Here is a 17,737-nt window from a genome sequence, read left to right as displayed (position 1 = left end):
TCAGCTCAGCGCAATGAGCTGACGCGTATATTCCTGCTGCGGTGCTGAAAATACGCGCCGACACTCTCCCTGTTCGACGACTTCTCCCTGACGCAACACCATCACCTGATGGCACAGCGAACGAACGACGTGCAGATCGTGGCTGATAAAGATGTAGGTCAGCTGATGCTTTTCCTGTAACGCCTTAAGCAGCGCCAGAATTTGCGCCTGAACGGTGCGATCGAGCGAGGACGTTGGTTCGTCCAGCACGATAAGCTCCGGCTGCAGGATGAGCGCCCGCGCGATGGCGATACGCTGCCGCTGGCCGCCGGAAAACTCAGACGGATAGCGCTGCCGGGTCTCCGGCTCCAGCCCCACCTCCTGCATGGCTGCTATCACCCGCTGCTCGCGTTCGGCGGCGGTGAGAGCGGGGTGATGAACCCGCAGACCTTCTTCAATAATCTGTAGCGCGGTGAGCCGTGGATTGAGCGACGAGTTAGGGTCCTGAAACACCACCTGAATCCGACGACGCAGCGGCAGCATCTGTTGACGGTTGCGCCCCTGAATAGCCTCCCCAGCAAAACGAATATCGCCCTGCGAGGCGATTAAACGCAGCAGCGCCAGCCCGGTGGTGCTCTTACCGGAACCAGACTCACCGACCAGTCCCAGCGTCTCCCCTTTGCGTAGCGTAAAGCTCAGGTTGTTGACCACCGTATTGTGGCTGACCACCCGGCGCAGGAGACCTTTGCGAATCGGGAAGGCCACGCTGAGCTTGTTGACCTCCAGCAGCGGGGCGGCCTCCGGCGGTAAAGGCACCGGATCGCCCGCCGGTTCGCTGTCCAGCAGCTTGCGGGTGTACGGATGCTGCGGCGCGGCAAAAAGCGCGCTAGCGCTGTTTTGCTCAACGCAGCGACCATGTTGCATTACCGCCACCCGGTCAGCCAGTTTGCGTACAATGCTCAGATTATGGGTGATGAACAGCAGCCCCATATTCAGCTCAGTGCGCAACTCTCTGAGTAGCTGAAGGATTTGCGCCTGCACCGAAACGTCCAGCGCGGTCGTCGGTTCATCGGCAATCAATAACTCCGGACGCGTCAGCAGGGCCATGGCGATCATCACACGCTGGCGCTCACCGCCGGAGAGCTGGTGGGGGAAATCGCTCAACCGTTTTGCGGCGTTGCGAATGCCGACCCGGTCAAGGCAGTCGAGGATCTCGCCGCGCGCGGCCTCTTTGCGCATGCCCCGGTGCAGCGACAGCACTTCATAAAGCTGCTTTTCCAGATTGTGCAGCGGGTTCAGCGACACCATGGGTTCCTGAAAAATCATCGCAATCCGGTTGCCGCGGACCCCGCGCAGCGTCTGCGGGCTGGCGTGCAGCAATGACTCCCCGGCAAAGCGGATATCGCCCGTCGGGTAGCTGACCGGCGGCTCTGGCAACAGGCGCAGAATCGACAGCGCCGAGACGCTTTTTCCCGAACCAGATTCCCCGACCAGCGCCAGCGTCTCTCCGGCAGCGAGCGTCAGCGAAAGCTGTTCAACCACGGTGGTGGTCACGCCCTGCTGGCGGAAGGCGATGGAGAGGTTGTCGATCTCCAGAAGTGGTTGCTGCATCCTATACCGCCTTAGAAGGATCGAAGGCGTCGCGCACCGCCTCGCCGATAAAGATCAGCAGCGAGAGCAGTACGGCAACGCAGAGAAACGCGGCGATCCCAAGCCAGGGGGCCTGCAGGTTATTTTTGCCCTGCAGCAGCAGTTCGCCGAGCGACGGTGAACCGAGCGGCAGGCCAAAGCCCAGAAAGTCGAGCGAGGTCAGCGTGGTGATGGAGCTGCACAGAATAAACGGAATAAAGGTCAGGGTGGCGACCATCGCATTGGGTAACATATGGCGCAGGATAATGCTGCGATCCCCGACGCCCAGCGCCTGCGCGGCGCGAATATAGTCATAGTTGCGGGTACGCAGAAATTCGGCGCGCACCACGCCAACCAGCGACATCCAGCCGAACAGCACGGTAATCGCCAGCAGCCACCAGAAGTTTGGCTGCACAACGCTTGAGAGCAAGATAATCAAAAACAGCGTTGGCATACCCGACCACACTTCGATAAAGCGCTGCCCCCACAGGTCAATACGCCCGCCGTAGTAGCCCTGCACGGCGCCGACAATCACTCCCATCACGCTGGAGCAGACCGTCAGAATCAGGCCAAACAGCAGTGAGATGCGCGTACCGTAGAGAATACGCGCCAGCACATCACGGCCGTTAGCATCGGTACCCAGCCAGTTTTGCCGGGACGGTGGCGCGGGGAAGGGGATATCGGTGCTGAAGTTGATGCTGCTGGCGCCGAAGCGGATCGGCGTCCATAGCACCCAGCCGTTTTTCTCCAGCCTCTGCTGTAGCCACGGGTCCTGATAATCGGCGGCGGTGGCGAATTCTCCGCCGAAGGTTTTTTCGCTGTAGTTTTTCACCACTGGCACGTACAGACTGCCCTGGTAGCTGACCAGCAGCGGACGATCGTTGGCGATAAGCTCGGCACCCAGGCTACAGACAAAGATAACCAGAAAGATCCACAGCGACCAGTAGCCGCGTCGGTTGTGGCAAAAGCGCGCCCAGCGGGCTTGGTTGACGGCGTTCAGGGTCATGATTAGCGGCCCTCAAAATCAATACGTGGGTCCACCAGCGTATAGCTGATGTCGCTGACGATGTTCATCAGCAACCCTATCAGGGTGAAAATATAGAGCGTGCCGAACATCACCGGATAATCGCGGGAGACGGTCGCCTCGTAGCCCAGTAGCCCCAGCCCGTTCAGGGAGAACATCACCTCGATCAGCAGCGATCCGGTGAAGAACATGCTGATAAAGGTGGCGGGGAAGCCAGCAATAACCAGCAGCATGGCGTTACGGAAGATATGCTTCCAGAGGATCTGCTTTTCGCCGACCCCTTTTGCCCGCGCGGTGACCACGTACTGTTTGCGGATTTCATCAAGAAATGAGTTTTTCGTCAGCATGGTGAGCGCGGCAAAGCCGCCGATCACCGTTGCCAGCACCGGCAGGGTGATGTGCCAGAGGTAGTCGGTGATTTTCTGGTACCACGGCAGGGTGTCAAAGTTCGCTGAGACCAGTCCGCGTAGCGGGAAGATGTCGTAATAGCTGCCGCCGGCAAAGAAGACGATCAGGACGATGGCGAAGAGAAACGCCGGAATAGCGTAGCCGATAATAATGCCGGTGCTGCTCCAGATATCAAAGCGGCTGCCGTTATACACCGCCTTACGGATGCCCAGCGGAATAGAGACCAGATAGATAATCAGCGTGCTCCAGAGCCCGAGCGAGATGGAGACCGGCAGGCTCTCTTTCATCAGTTGCATGACCGAGGCGTTGCGGAACAGGCTGTTGCCGAAATCAAAGCGCAGATAGTCGCCAAGCATCTTGAAATAGCGCTCGTGCAGCGGTTTGTCGAAGCCGTAGCGGTGGGTTATCTCGGCGATAACCTCTGGGTCAAGACCGCGCCCGCCGCGGTACTGGCTTTCCGCGATATTGCCAACGCCCGCCCGCGCCTGGCTACGTTCCAGCCCACCTCCACCACCGGGTAGCCCGCCCTGATGGCCGAACTCTACCGCGGCAATCGCCTGGTCAACCGGGCCGCCGGGCGCTATCTGTACGATAAAAAAGTTGAGCGTGATGATTGCCCACAGGGTTGGGATAATCAGCAGCAGTCGGCGAATCAGATAGGCACCCATGTTCTCTCCTTAACGTCGGGAAGCGGGTAAGGTCGCCGCTTTATTCACGTCGTACCACCAGGTGTCGAAGCCCGGCGCGTCCGTGCCGGAGGCATAGAGCGGGTGGATGCTGGGATAAGAAAACTTATTCCAGTAGGCGATTCGACTGCCGGACATATACCACATCGGCAGCATGTAATAGTTCCAGGTCAGTACCCGGTCAAGGGCGCGTCCGAGCGGCAGCAGCTTCTGCTGATTGCCCTGCCAGCGGATGATTTGGTTGATCAGGCTATCAATCGCCGGGCTTGCCACCCCAGGCGAGTTGTAGGACGAGTTGATGTATTCCGACGACCAGGAGATTTGCAGATCTGAACTTGGCCACGGCATTGCTCGCCACAGGCGCGGCATCATGTCGTAGTCGCGCTTACGCATCCGGTTGGTGATTTGTGAGATATCAACCTGGCGGATATCCATCGTCACGCCCAGACGCTGCAGATTGCGCTGGAAGGGCATCACCCACTGATCGTTACCGCCTGAAGGTAGCAGCAGTTCAAAGCGCAGCGGCTGGCCGGTTTTCGCATTGACGCGCTGCTGGCCTTTCAGCACCCAGCCGGCGTCGGTCAGCAGATTTCCCGCCTTCAGCAGGTTGTCGCGGTCAAAGCCGTGCCCGTCTGACGCGGCGGGCTGGTAGATGGAGGTGAACACTTCCGGTGGCAGCTCACTCTTGAGTGGAGCCAGTAGCGTGAGCTCGTCGGCATCCGGGTAGCCACGTGCGGCGTATTCGGTATTCTGGAAATAGCTGTCAGCACGGCTGTAGGCATTGTAAAACAGGGCTTTGTTCATCCATTCGAAATCAAACGCCATGCTGACCGCCTGGCGCACGCGGCGGTCATGGAATACCGGGCGCTGGATGTTAAAAGCCAGCCAGCGGGTATCCTGCGCGGCGTTGTTCTTCTGTTCATCCTTAACGATGTAACCGCTGGCGAAGTTTTTGCCGATATAGCGCGTCGCCCAGTTTTTAGCGCTGCTCTCGGTACGCACGTCATAGGCCCCGGCCTTGAAAGCCTCAAACGCGACGTTGTCATCGAGGTAGTAGTCATAGCGGAGGGTGTCGAAGTTCCAGCGACCTCGGTTTACCGGCAGGTCGGCGCCCCAGTAATCTTTCTCGCGCTGATAGACGATATATTGCCCCATCTTCCAGTCGCTGATGCGGTAAGGGCCGCTTGCCAGCGGCGGCGTGCTGAGCGGTTCACTGAGATTATGATCTTTCCAGAACTTTTCCGGCAGAATCGGCAGGGTAAACAGGCTCAGCATATCTTCCTTGCCCGGTTTCGCCAGCTCAATGCGGACCGTCAGCGGGGCGATAGCCTTGACGGTGGTGCCTTTGTAGACCAGGCGGAACTGCGGCACGCCTTCGGTCATAAACTTGTTAAAGGTGAAGGCGACGTCGCGAGCGGTAATAGGGCTGCCGTCGTGGAAGCGGGCGCGCGGGTTGATGGTCAACTCCACCCAGGAATAATCATCGGCGTAGCGGGCCCGGTCGGCGACCAGTGGATAGTAACTGCCCGGCTCGTCGTCGGAGGTGGTGAACAGCGTGTCATACAGCGAGTCGGTGCGCACTGCGGCGTTTCCGCGCAGCGCAAAGCGGTTGAAGTTATCAAAGGTGCCGAGTGCGGCTAGCGTGACGTTGCCGCCTTTTGGAGCGGCAGGATTGACGTAATCAAAGTGGTTGAAGTCGACGGCGTATTTAGGTTCACCTATCACCGCAAACGCGTAGCTCTCTTTAATGGTCTGCGCCTGCAGGGACAGGCTGAACAGCATCAGCAGGGTCAAACAGACACGCGCTACGATCACGATAGGGCTACCCCGCATTGAAAAGTATTGATTGAAAACGTCTTTTATCCCTGAATCTTAAATGACCTTGCTTAACTTGTGAAATACTTTGCTGGCTTACGATATTCCACAATCAGCTGCTGCAGCGTGAGCGGGCGGCTTATCAGATAGCCTTGAAGATAGTCGACGCCGTGATCGCAAAGCCAGGTTGCCTGTTCCTCGGTTTCCACGCCTTCAGCGACCGTCACCAGGTTCAGGCGGTGCGTCAGGGTTAGCACCGCATCCAGCACCGGCGAGGTGATGGTCTCCCGACCAATAGCGTTGACAAACCCGCGGTCGATTTTCAGGTAGTCGAGGGTGAAGCGTTCGAGGTAGATAAGCGCGCTGTGCCCGGTGCCGAAATCATCGATAGCCACTTCAATGCCTTCGCCGCGCAGCCAGGCAAACAGGCTCATGGCCTTCTCCAGATGCAGCATGTCGCGCTCGGTTATCTCCAGCACCAGTTGGAAGTAGTTTTGCGGTAGGCTGGCCGCCAGGTTGCGGATATCCTGCTGGAAGCTCTCGGCATGCAGGTGACCGGGCGCAATATTGATGCCGAGCTTGGCGCCCGGCGGCAGCAGATCTTTTAGCACCGGCGCATCGCGGGCGATCAGCTCAAACAGATGGTGAGTGAGGGGGACGATGAGATCCTGCGCTTCGGCATAGCTGATAAATGCGTCCGGCGGGATATTCCCGGCGGTCGGGTGCGACCAACGCATTAGCGCCTCCGCACCGGTAATCTGGCGATTCTTCGCATCCACCACCGGCTGATAGACCACGTGGAACTGGCGGTGTTTGATGGCGGCGAGGATCTCTTTCCCCGGCCGCGATCGAATAGCCAAAATGTAGAGGCACAGCAGGCCGCCGATCAGGCCGCAGATGAGTCCGAGCAGGATTGAATAGAGCGAGTTATCGCTGCTGAGCGCGTTGCTGTAGAGATAGACCTCCAGCGGCACGTCGTTGATCTTCACGTGGCGAACGGCGGTATCGGTAATGTCGTCGACCGCAAGGGGTTTGCTGCTAAAGGTAGAGATGGCTGTCTTACCGTTAACGACCAGCGCGACGCCGTTATACGGGGTCTGCTTTGACGAGTAGAGCACCCAGGGCATCAGGTTGGCGTTAATCGAGGCGAAAACGCCGCGGTTCTCCAGCAGCGGGCTTTTTACCCATAGCACAAAGGCAGGGGTGGTCGGCATCATCGGCGTGCCGGGGACGATCCCCATCACGTGCGTTTTGCTGAGATCGAGATCCGGCACCAGATCCTTAAGCCCCAGCGACATCTCCCCGGTGGCCGATGAACAGTAGGCTATCTGATCTTTCACCAGCAGAAATGCTCGCACGTTCATGCTGAACGCGGCGCGCTCGGTGAGTTCCGACGACACGGCCTGGCACGGGTCCATCGTTAGCGGTTGCAGAGAATCCATCGTCACCAGGATCTGCCTGAAGTAGTTATTCAAGTAGTTTTGTAAGCTGGAAATGGTGTTATCAAACTGGACCGAACGACGGTGATGGAATATAGAAAACTGCACCAGCCCGGCAGCAAGCGCAATCAGCAGGCCGGCAACAATACTGGTGAGAACGATTCGACGGTTAATCGATGAATGGCGAGTGAACATGCAACTTCTCTATGCTACGGAACTCTAAAGAAAAGAATAATGATGAAGCATAAAAAAAGCACTGCCGGAGCAGTGCTTTTTTTATGCTTACCGTCAGCCAAGGGAAACCGACGGTAAACGACATTACGAACGACTCAGGACGCGGCGTGCTTCGTTGTAACGTTTATTCCAGTACGGTTCATTCATGCTGGAAATCGTCACACCACTGCTGGTGGAAGCATGAACAAACTGGTTGTTGCCAATGTAGATGCCTACATGACGACCGGTAGAGCCGGCGCGGAACAACACTAAATCACCGGTTCGAAGCTGATTGCGTTTAACGGATTTACCCGTTTCCTGCTGCTCCCAGGTGGAGCGCGGCAGCTCTAAACCAAACTGTTCGCGGAAGGTACGCTGCACAAAGCTGGAGCAGTCGATACCACGCTTGGTGTCGCCGCCCAGACGGTAACGGACACCTTTCCATCCTGCGTATTGATCCATCAGACGGGACTTCACGTCTAGGTTACGCACCATGGTTTCAAATTCATCCTGAGAGGCTTGCAGTGACGAGGCATCTTCGGTGCCCACTGCATGCGTCTCAGAATGCATGTTCTTAGCGGTGTTACTGGTGTTACTACAGGCAGAAAGCAGAACCGCAACTGCTACTGCTGGAATCGCTCGCAAGATATATCTCAAAATCGGCTGAGATTTGACCATTTTCGTTGTTTTCCCTTGAAGTCCTTAACGATGGAGTCGTTATAAAAAATGCCAAACGCGTCTGAGACTAAATACACGCAATCAATGAGACAATTCTTTGAATTCATTTTTGTGGCTTAGCGCACAAAGTTTTATTTACGAACCAAATAATTGCTCTTTGAAACGACAAACGCGAATGAGATTACCTTAACGAAAGCGGCATTGCGAGCGCTTTTGCCCGATTTCTTATAAGAAATCGTGATACACAAAGTTAAAAATTGTGAATGGCCAAAATTGCGTCGCTGGTGAATGAAAAATGGGCAACTCATTCATTATAAAAATGAATGTTGTGACGGGACGATGACAATAACGCGGTGGGATAAAAAAAGAAAAAGAGGGTGAATACCCTCTTTCTGGAATATCAGATGAATTGGTTATTTATTGCGCCGATTTCGCTTTGGATAAATGGGGCAAATTTCGCTCAAAGAGGCCCATCACATTATCGCTTAATGGCGTCATCAGCACCCAGGGTACGCCAATCAGCACTGCGGTTAACGAACCGACGGCAATATCGGTAAACCAGTGTGCGCCGATCATCACGCGCGGGAAGGCGAAAACCACAAAAATAATCAGTGAAATAAGGAACGCTTTTTGGCCGAAATAGCGCCACATGAAGGTGGCAAATATCAGCAGCATCATACCGTGATCGCCGGGGAAACTGTCCCGTGAACCGTCTTTGGTCGAGAAGTCGATAAAGTCGCTGACGCGGTGTACGCCCGGCACGGAAAGCGACGGGCTGCTGCGGGTAACCGGCATCAGGTGCTGCGCCAACTGATTGATGATGACCGCCGACAGCAGCATCACCAGGCCCATCACCACGATCCGGCGACGGCCTTGAGTGGTTTCCTTTAGCCAGAAACTGAGCATCAGACAGCCCATTGCCAACAGCGAACAGCCGTCAAAGGCGCGGTTATTAATGATGGCTAAGAACCAGGCGTAGCCCAAATTATCTGCGTTTAAACCCCGGTTAAAGAAGTGAAAAATGCCAAGGTCAGCCACGGACCAGAAGCCGTGATTCGCCGGCAGGAACCAGGAGAGAAACAACGCCACGCCGGCAGCGTTGAGCAAAATAATCAGGGGAAAACGTGTACGCATCTTAATATTCATAGCAATTAGTCTCGGCGGAAACCTTAGCGGTTTTAACCTAAACGAAGTTTCAACAGCGCCGTTTGTAGTGGATTCCAGTCGGTTTGCGCGTCGTTTATCAGCTCAATACGGCTATCGGGCGGTGCGACGCTCTGCGTTTCAATGTGCAGGTCGGCGCCCTGGCGATTAATACGCACCAGCCCTTCAGGAATACGCATCACCGCCTTCAGACGAGTCACCGGTGATAGACGTGCCCACTCCAGCAGGCCGATGGTGTCAAATACGGTATCGGCGTCAAAAATCCAGCCGCAGGCGTAATAGCCCTGGCCTTCGTTGACGCTTCTGCGCCAACGCTGGTGCTCCGGCAGGCTTAACGCCGCGAGACCTTTGTTTGACGGATGTGAGTGCGAGTGCGCCGCGCTGGCCCTGAGCGGCGCCGTGTTGCTGCGTGGTGTATCCAGCAGGGCATTATCGATGCTGCCCTGAGTGGCCTCGACGAGTTGGCGTTCAGCACCGTGATGCTGCCACCAGTCAGCCAGCGCCTGCTGGCTTTCGGCGGTGGCACGGTCCGTTTTGTTGCTGACGATAATGTCCGCCGCCGCGAGCTGGTCGCGGAAGTTTTCATTGTTGGCGACCTTGTCGTCCAGCAGCTGACGAGGGTCGATCACGCACAGCGTGGCGCGCAGGTCGATCCACGGCTCGTAAACCGGGGCGGTAAGCAGATCGAGGATCTGTTTAGGGTGACCGAGGCCCGTAGGCTCAATCAGCAGGCGATCCGGTTTGCCCTGGCGCAGCAGCGTATTCAGGCCGACCTGCATTGGCAGGCCGTTCACGCAGCACATGCAGCCGCCGGGGATCTCTTTAAGCAGCGCGCCGCTGTCGGCTAACAGGGCACCGTCGATGCCGACTTCGCCAAATTCATTGACCAGAACAGCCCATTTTTCGTCGGCAGGTTTATTGGCCAGCAGGTGCAGAATAGAGGTGGTTTTCCCGCTGCCGAGAAAGCCGGTGATCAGATTGGTTTTAGTCACGAAAACTCCGCACTGGACATAGTGATAGTGTTATCTGGATCACTTTATCCTGGCGAAGCGACGTCGAAAAGAGAAGTGTTAAGGCGGGCTAATCTAATATTAGCCCGCGAAATAGCAGAAAATGTTAACTATTGAGCGCGGTCAACACCGCCTGGCGTGCGCCTTGTTGCACCAGATGTTGCCAGGCTTGCTCGATAGCCTGAACAAACTGCGGGTTGGCTGGCAGGTCGCTGCCGAAAATTTCCTGCAGCGTGAGCAGCGCAGCGACCCGGTTCTCGTTGCTGCTGTTCGCCACGATGTTGCGAATTTTCTCCGCCAGCGGGTCACGGACATCAATCGGCTGCCCGGCATCGTCCACGCCGCTCACGTAACGCATCCACCCGGCGACGGCCAGCGCCAGTAGCGGCCAACGGCTGCCGTTCTGGAGATGAATACGAATGCCGTCCAGCAGACGCTGCGGCAGCTTCTGGCTGCCGTCCATCGCGATTTGCCAGGTACGGTGCTGAAGCGCCGGGTTGCTGAAGCGCGCGATCAGGCTATCGGCATACGCGCCGAGGTCTACATCGGTAATGCGCAGTGTGGGAGCCTGCTCGGCCATCATCAGATGACGCGCCGCACGGCGGTAAGATTCATCCTGCATGCAGTCGCTGATGTGCGCATAGCCCGCAAGGTAGCCGAGGTAGGCAAGGAACGAGTGGCTGCCGTTAAGCATACGCAGCTTCATCTCTTCCCACGGCAGGACGTCGCTGACCATCTGCGCCCCTACGCTGCCCCAATCAGGGCGTCCGGCGACGAAATTATCTTCAATGACCCACTGAATAAACGGTTCACAGCTGATGGCGCACGGATCTTCGACACCCAACTCCTGGGTGATTTCAGCCAGCGATGCTTCGGTCGCGGCCGGGACGATACGGTCGACCATGGTGCCGGGGAAGCTGACGTATTCCGCAATCCAGCTCGCCAGCTCTGGATCCCGACGGGTTGCCATGTCCAGCACCGCGTTTTTAACCACATGGCCGTTATCAGGAATGTTATCGCAGGAGAGGACGGTGAAGGCCGGAAGACCACGATCGCGACGGCGAGACAGGGCTTCAACCAGAATGCCAGGCGCAGAGTGTGGCTCCGTGGGGGATTCAAGATCGTGGACGATCCGCGGCTGGGTGAAATCGAGGTGTCCGGTCGCCGGATCGATGCAGTAGCCTTTTTCGGTGATCGTCAGAGAGACAATCGCCACCTGCGGCTCGCAGAATTTCTCGATAATCGCCGCCAGAGAATCAAGCTTTGCGTTCAGACACTCGTGGACCGCACCAATGATAATCGGCTGATTACCCGCAGCGCTCTTCTCCATCACGGTGAACAGATGATCCTGCTGACGGAGCTGGCTCATCAGCACGTCGCCGCTAAACAGGCTGATTTCACAAATCCCCCAGTCGCCGCCGTGCTGGTTCAATACCCGGTTGGTTAACAGCGCCTGATGGGCGCGGTGAAACGCACCAAAACCGAAGTGCACAATCCGCGAACGTAGCTGTTGTCTATCATATTGAGGGCGCTGGACGCTGGCGGGAAGGGCGCTTGAGGCGATTGTATTCATTGTTCACACATCCGATTAACGATTAATTAACGTGTGCAGTGTAAAGTTATATGACAACAAATTGAATTGGTGTGCCGTATTTATCGCGTTAATGTGAGCTTGATCAATCAATCCCAGCGGATTTATTGACGCTACAGAATAAACATGTATGGTAGTCGTCATTGAAGGTGATTTTATTGGTATAACAACTTTAGAGGGTGAGGCAATGGAACAAACCTGGCGTTGGTACGGCCCGAACGATCCGGTATCTCTTGATGATGTGCGTCAGGCTGGCGCGACGGGCGTCGTAACGGCATTGCACCACATTCCAAACGGTCAGGTATGGCCGGTTGAAGAAATTAAACAGCGTCAAGCGATGCTGGCTGAAAAAGGTCTGACCTGGTCCGTGGTTGAGAGTATCCCGGTTCACGAAGATATTAAGACTGGCTCCGGTGAGTACAAAACCTGGATTGCCAACTATCAGCAGAGCATCCGCAACCTGGCTGAATGTGGCATCGACACCGTCTGCTACAACTTCATGCCGATCCTCGACTGGACGCGTACCGACCTCGAGTACACCCTGGAAGATGGCTCTAAAGCGCTGCGCTTTGACCAGATCGCTTTTGCGGCGTTTGAACTGCACATCCTGAAGCGTGAAGGCGCGCAGGCGGATTACACCGCGGAAGAGCAGCGTCAGGCGCAGGAATATTTCCAGGCAATGACCGAAGCGGAAGTCACCAAACTGACCCGCAACATCATTGCTGGCCTGCCGGGCGCGGAAGAGGGTTACACCCTGGACCAGTTCCGTGCACGTCTGGCGGAATACGACCACATCAGCAAAGAAAACCTGCGTGAAAACATGGCGGTGTTCCTGCGCGCTATCGTGCCGGTAGCGGAAGAAGTCGGCGTGCGTCTGGCGGTTCACCCGGACGATCCACCGCGTCCAATCCTCGGCCTGCCGCGTATCGTTTCTACCATTGAAGATATGCAGTGGCTGAAAGAGACCGTTGATAGCATCAACAACGGCTTCACCATGTGCACCGGTTCTTACGGCGTGCGTGCGGATAACGATCTGGTGAAAATGATCGAGACCTTTGGCGACCGTATCCACTTCACGCACCTGCGTTCTACCTGCCGTGAAGGGAACCCGAAAACCTTCCACGAAGCAGCGCACCTGCAGGGCGATGTGAACATGGTTGCGGTAGTAGATGCGATTCTGACCGAAGAGCAGCGTCGTAAGAAAGCGGGCGATCTGCGTCCTATCCCAATGCGTCCTGACCACGGTCACCAGATGCTGGATGACCTGAAGAAGAAAACCAACCCTGGCTACTCGGCGATTGGTCGCCTGAAAGGCCTGGCGGAAGTGCGCGGCGTTGAGCTGGCGCTGAAAATGACCAAGTTCCGCGATCTGCTGTAAGTCGTCATTTTCCCAAAATAAAAAAGGGCAGCCATTTGGCTGCCCTTTTTGTTTGCCTATTTCCGTAGCCCGGACGAGGTATAATCCCGGCGTCGCGTTGCTCGGCCGGGCTACCAGAGACAGTTAGTCCGCGCGGCACATATAGCGTTTTTCTTCGATATGAACGCGAATTTTTTCGCCAGTGGTCAGGTATTCAGGAACCTGCACAACCAGACCGGTGGTCAGGGTTGCTGGCTTGGTACGGGAGCTGGCGGAAGCGCCTTTGATGCCCGGTGCCGTTTCAACAATTTCCAGATCAACCGTTTGCGGCAGTTCCAGCGCCAGAACCCGGCCATCCCACAGCAGAACCTGCATTTCCGGCATACCGCCTTCAGGAATGAACTGCAGCTCTTCAGCAATCTGGTCGTGGGTGAAGATATACGGGGTGTAATCTTCTTTATCCATGAACACGTATTCGTTGCCATCGATGTAGGAGAAGTCAACGAAACGGCGGTTCAGGGTCACGGTATCGACCATGTCGTCGCCTTTAAAACGCTCTTCAACCTTCAGCCCGGTGCTGACATCGGAGAAGCGCATTTTGTACAGCGTTGCTGCGCCACGGGCGCTCGGTGACTGAATATCAATGTTTTTTACAATCAGCAGTTTGCCGTTGTAATTCAGCACCATACCTTTTTTAATTTCGTTCGCTCTTGGCATTGCAATTATCCTGTGAACTAGGGTGTCAAAAATATCGCGTAAAAGTACTCGTGCCGGGCGTTTCAGGCAAGAGGATTTAAAGGCTTTTGCTATGCCTGCTTAAAAGGTGGTAATGTGCGCGCCACCACGTTATCCACACTACAGAGAACCCGCGATGGAATGTCGTCCGGACTGCGGGGCTTGCTGCACTGCACCTTCAATCTCCAGCCCCATTCCCGGCATGCCCAACGGCAAACCGGCTAACACGCCCTGCGTGCAGCTCGACGAACGCCAGCGGTGTAAAATCTTTGGCTCGCCGCTGCGTCCGAAAGTGTGTGCAGGGTTACAGCCCGCGCCTGAAATGTGCGGCGTCACCCGCGACGCGGCGATGACCTATCTGCTTCACCTCGAAGCGCTGACCGCGCCCTAAACGTCTTTAATCCGCACCAGGCAGCAAAGGGTGGCAATGCACAACGCCAGCGCAATCCAGAATACGGTGTGGTAGTTCCAGATTTCCGCCACGACGCCCGCCAGCGAACCGGCGATGATCCAGCCGACGCGCGAGGTATTGGCGTACAGCGTGGTGGCTGAACCGGCTTGCCCCGGCATCAAATCCTGGAAGTACAGCATGCCAATCCCGCCGAGAATCCCGATATACACCGCGTTCAGCAGCTGCATGGCCAGCAACAGCGTTGGGCTATTGAAGGTCAGCATACCAATATAGAAGAATAGTCCAGCCACGGCGGCCAGGCGCATCAGGAAGCGTTTACCCAGCCGTTTAGCGAAGTAACCCGCAATCAGCATCGTCGGGATTTCCAGCCCGGCAGCGGTGCCCATCATCACCCCAGCCAGCTTCTCCGGCAGATGCAGTTCATTAATGATGTACAGCGGCATATTGATGATATAGAGGCTGTTAGTGCCCCACATCAGGGTGCAGATAACAAACAGCAGCAGCGCATCCCGACGGTTGGTGCGCGGTGCCTGAATCGTACCGCTGGCCGCCGCTTTCTCCTTGCGCATGGTTGGCAGAAACAGCCAGACCATCGCGCCGCAGACCACAAACGCCACCGCAGCCGACAGATACATCACCGTAAAGCTAAAACCCATGGCCAGCGCGTAGGCCAGCGGCGGGCCAATCACCCACGCCAGCGACACCTGTGCACGCATAATCGAACTGAACATCACCGCCTCGCGGCCGGTTTTGTCGGCGTGCTCGCGGGCGAGGGCAAACATTTGCGGGTTGGCCGTGGAGCCAAAGCTGCTGAGGAAGACGCCGACGAACAGCAGAATAAAGTAGTTGCGGTTCCAGGCGAACAGTACGCAGGCCAGCACGCCGAGCAGGCAGCAGACCACGATCAAATTTTTACGGTCCCCGCGTTTATCCGAGTAGCCCGCCAGAAATTGGCTGACCAGGATGCCGATAACGGCGCTGCCGGTGAAAAAGAAGCCGACCATTGCCGGGCGAACGTGCACTTCATTACTGAGGAACAGGCTCAACGTTGGGGTCTGAAGCGCGCCGGCAATACCGGTTAAAAAGGCAACAATCAGAAAGGATGACGAGGTGAAATCAAACGATCGCCGTGGGGCGGCGGCGGTACTGTTTTGCATGTTGTTTTATCGGTCGCTTTAGGAGAGGCCGGGAGTTTACGCCGCGACTCAGAAAATGAACAGTAACCTAAATCAAATTCGGCACGAAAAATTAAAAGGCCATTTCAAAATCTAGCTTACGTCTTGCTGAAGCCGTTGTTGAGTCGCCATCAGCGCGTCAGCAGATGTGGCGAGAATGCTAATGAAATGTGCTGTAGATCTAATTTATGCAATCAAGTTGTCAGCAAAACTTGCAGGCTGATTAAGAAAGGCACAATATTATTGAAACGTTTCAGCGTCGTCTTCAGCACTTTACTCGCTAAGTACGACGATTTTTTCTCACCAAAGCTGAATCGATTCAATTCAGCGCGCGAGGGGAACCATGTTCCAGTTAACTGTTCAGGATATTCATCCCGGCCAGCAGGCCGCGAATAAAGAAGAGGCTATTCGGCAGGTTGCTGCAGCGCTCGTCAGCGCAGGCAACGTTGCTGACGGTTACGTTGCCGGTATGCTGGCGCGTGAGCAACAAACCTCCACTTTCCTTGGCAACGGCATTGCGATTCCGCACGGCACCACCGATACCCGCGATCAGGTGCTGAAAACCGGTGTTCAGGTTTATCAATTCCCGCAGGGCGTGACCTGGGGCGAAGGCCAGACGGCGTATGTTGCTATCGGTATCGCTGCCAGCTCCGATGAGCACCTCGGCCTGCTACGTCAGCTGACGCATGTGCTGAGCGATGACGCGGTGGCTGAACAGCTGAAAACCGCCACCACCGCGGAAGAGCTGCGTGCGCTGCTGATGGGTGAAAAGCAGAGCGAAGTGCTGAAGCTTGATAACGACACGCTGTCGCTTGACGTGGTCGCCAGTGACCTGGTGACGCTGCAGGCGCTGAACGCCGCACGTCTGAAAGAAGCGGGCGCGGTAGATGCCAACTTTGTGGCGCGCGTGATTAACGAGCAGCCGCTGAACCTGGGCCAGGGTATCTGGCTGAACGACAGCGCGGAAGGCAACCTGCGCAGCGCCATTGCGGTAAGCCGCGCGGCAACGCCATTTACCGTCGGTGACGCTTCTGCTTCGCTGCTGATCTCCGTCGCCATGGCTGATGCCCAGCCGACCGCAGTGCTGAACCGCCTGGTCAATATTCTGCTGGACAACAAAGCTGAACGCCTGCTGAAAGCCGATGCCGCTACGCTGCTGGCGCTGCTGACCAGCGATGAAGCGCTGGCTGAAGACGTGCTGAATGAAGAATTCGTAGTGCGTAACGAACACGGTCTGCACGCCCGTCCGGGCACCGTGTTGGTGAACACGATTAAACAGTTTAACAGTGACATTACCGTCACCAACCTTGACGGCAGCGGTAAACCAGCCAACGGGCGTAGCCTGATGAAGGTTGTCGCGCTGGGTGTCAAAAAAGGTCATCGCCTGCGCTTTACCGCACAGGGTGATGATGCTCGTCAGGCGCTGGACGCTATTGGCGAAGCCATTGCTTCAGGCCTCGGGGAGGGCGCATAAATGAGCAGAAGAGTAGCCACAATTACCTTAAACCCGGCCTATGATTTGGTAGGGTTCACGCCAGAAGTTGAGCGTGGTGAAGTGAACCTGGTGCGTACCACCGGGCTGCACGCAGCGGGTAAAGGCATTAACGTGGCCAAAGTGCTGAAGGACTTAGGCATCGACGTCACTGTAGGTGGTTTCCTGGGCAAAGACAACCAGGATGGTTTTCAGCAGCTGTTCAGCGAACTGGGCATTGCTAACCGTTTCCAGGTCGTCCAGGGCCGTACCCGTATTAACGTCAAGCTGACGGAAAAAGATGGTGAAGTCACCGACTTCAACTTCTCTGGTTTCGAAGTTACCCCGTCTGACTGGGAACGCTTCGTCAATGATTCTCTGAGCTGGCTGGGCCAGTTCGACATGGTGTGCGTGAGCGGCAGTCTGCCGACGGGGGTGAGCCCTGAAGCGTTCACCGACTGGATGACGCGTCTGCGTAGCCAGTGTCCGTGCATTATTTTCGACAGCAGCCGTGAAGCGCTGGTTGCCGGGCTGAAAGCCGCACCGTGGTTGGTGAAGCCAAACCGTCGCGAGCTGGAAATCTGGGCTGGCCGCAAGCTGCCTGAAATGAAAGATGTGATTGAAGCGGCCCACGCGCTGCGCGAGCAGGGTATTGCTCACGTGGTGATTTCGCTGGGTGCAGAAGGCGCGCTTTGGGTTAACGCCTCCGGCGAATGGATCGCTAAGCCGCCGTCAATGGAAGTGGTAAGCACCGTAGGGGCAGGGGATTCAATGGTTGGCGGTCTGATTTACGGCCTGCTGATGCGTGAGTCCAGCGAGCATACCCTGCGTCTGGCGACTGCCGTTGCAGCGCTGGCGGTAAGCCAGAGCAACGTCGGGATCACCGACCGTACCCAGTTGGCCGCGATGATGGCGCGTGTCGACCTGAAACCTTTTAACTAACAGCGGGAG

At 56.4% G+C, this 17,737-nt stretch carries 15 protein-coding genes; 4 read left to right on the top strand and 11 right to left on the bottom strand.

Translation table 11 applies throughout. From position 1 onward, the window contains the following. The 9 genes from yejF to V6944_RS02560 all read right to left on the bottom strand — a co-directional run bounded on the left by yejF (position 1) and on the right by V6944_RS02560 (position 11,618). Positions 1–1,590, bottom strand: coding sequence for a microcin C ABC transporter ATP-binding protein YejF (gene yejF / locus V6944_RS02600; protein WP_333497768.1), 1,590 nt, complete (start codon positions 1,588–1,590; stop codon positions 1–3). A gap of 1 nt (position 1,591) precedes the next feature. Next, positions 1,592–2,614 (bottom strand): microcin C ABC transporter permease, encoded by a 1,023-nt coding sequence (locus tag V6944_RS02595; RefSeq protein WP_191091994.1) that lies wholly within the window; start codon positions 2,612–2,614, stop codon positions 1,592–1,594. 2 nt (positions 2,615–2,616) lie between these two features. Continuing rightward, positions 2,617–3,708, bottom strand: a complete 1,092-nt coding sequence (locus V6944_RS02590; protein ID WP_185666884.1) for a microcin C ABC transporter permease YejB — start codon at positions 3,706–3,708, stop codon at positions 2,617–2,619. Between the two features lie 9 nt (positions 3,709–3,717). After that, positions 3,718–5,508: an extracellular solute-binding protein gene (locus V6944_RS02585; protein WP_442910714.1), complete on the bottom strand. Its 1,791-nt coding sequence runs from the start codon at positions 5,506–5,508 to the stop codon at positions 3,718–3,720. A 104-nt stretch (positions 5,509–5,612) separates the two neighbouring features. After that, positions 5,613–7,175, bottom strand: coding sequence for a cyclic di-GMP phosphodiesterase (locus V6944_RS02580; RefSeq protein ID WP_333497767.1), 1,563 nt, complete (start codon positions 7,173–7,175; stop codon positions 5,613–5,615). Between the two features lie 123 nt (positions 7,176–7,298). Continuing rightward, entirely contained in the window at positions 7,299–7,871 is a 573-nt protein-coding gene (gene mepS / locus V6944_RS02575; protein WP_185666886.1) for a bifunctional murein DD-endopeptidase/murein LD-carboxypeptidase, read from the bottom strand. A 417-nt stretch (positions 7,872–8,288) separates the two neighbouring features. Beyond that, entirely contained in the window at positions 8,289–9,005 is a 717-nt protein-coding gene (locus tag V6944_RS02570) for a phosphatase PAP2 family protein (RefSeq protein WP_333497766.1), read from the bottom strand. Positions 9,006–9,049: 44 nt separating this feature from the next. Then, a complete protein-coding gene (locus V6944_RS02565) occupies positions 9,050–10,027 on the bottom strand; it encodes a CobW family GTP-binding protein (protein WP_333497765.1) in 978 nt (325 codons plus the stop codon). A gap of 124 nt (positions 10,028–10,151) precedes the next feature. Beyond that, complete coding sequence (locus tag V6944_RS02560) at positions 10,152–11,618, bottom strand: mannitol dehydrogenase family protein (RefSeq protein WP_333497764.1); 1,467 nt, start codon at positions 11,616–11,618, stop codon at positions 10,152–10,154. A 205-nt stretch (positions 11,619–11,823) separates the two neighbouring features. On the opposite strand from V6944_RS02560, the gene uxuA reads away from it, so the two are divergent. Further along, positions 11,824–13,014 carry a mannonate dehydratase gene (uxuA, locus tag V6944_RS02555; RefSeq protein ID WP_333497763.1) on the top strand — a complete coding sequence of 397 codons (1,191 nt, stop codon included), beginning with the start codon at positions 11,824–11,826 and terminating at the stop codon, positions 13,012–13,014. A gap of 123 nt (positions 13,015–13,137) precedes the next feature. Here the strand turns inward: uxuA and yeiP are convergent, their stop codons facing one another. Next, positions 13,138–13,710 carry an elongation factor P-like protein YeiP gene (gene yeiP, locus V6944_RS02550; protein WP_185666890.1) on the bottom strand — a complete coding sequence of 191 codons (573 nt, stop codon included), beginning with the start codon at positions 13,708–13,710 and terminating at the stop codon, positions 13,138–13,140. A gap of 154 nt (positions 13,711–13,864) precedes the next feature. Between yeiP and V6944_RS02545 the strand changes: the two genes are divergently transcribed. Next, a complete protein-coding gene (locus V6944_RS02545; protein ID WP_185667036.1) occupies positions 13,865–14,119 on the top strand; it encodes a YkgJ family cysteine cluster protein in 255 nt (84 codons plus the stop codon). Here V6944_RS02545 and setB read toward each other — a convergent pair. Next, positions 14,116–15,297: a sugar efflux transporter SetB gene (setB, locus tag V6944_RS02540; RefSeq protein WP_333497762.1), complete on the bottom strand. Its 1,182-nt coding sequence runs from the start codon at positions 15,295–15,297 to the stop codon at positions 14,116–14,118. The two genes, V6944_RS02545 and setB, sit on opposite strands and share 4 nt — an antisense overlap. Positions 15,298–15,658: 361 nt before the next feature. On the opposite strand from setB, the gene fruB reads away from it, so the two are divergent. Further along, on the top strand, positions 15,659–16,789 hold the full coding sequence (gene fruB / locus V6944_RS02535; RefSeq protein ID WP_220440422.1) for a fused PTS fructose transporter subunit IIA/HPr protein: 1,131 nt from the start codon (positions 15,659–15,661) through the stop codon (positions 16,787–16,789). Further along, positions 16,790–17,728, top strand: coding sequence for a 1-phosphofructokinase (fruK, locus tag V6944_RS02530; protein WP_333497761.1), 939 nt, complete (start codon positions 16,790–16,792; stop codon positions 17,726–17,728). It begins immediately after the preceding gene. Positions 17,729–17,737 lie beyond the last annotated feature (9 nt).

The organism is Kluyvera sp. CHPC 1.2972 (genome assembly GCF_036759925.1).
Taxonomy (GTDB): domain Bacteria; phylum Pseudomonadota; class Gammaproteobacteria; order Enterobacterales; family Enterobacteriaceae; genus Kluyvera.
This window is presented reverse-complemented; position numbering and strand designations above follow the sequence as displayed.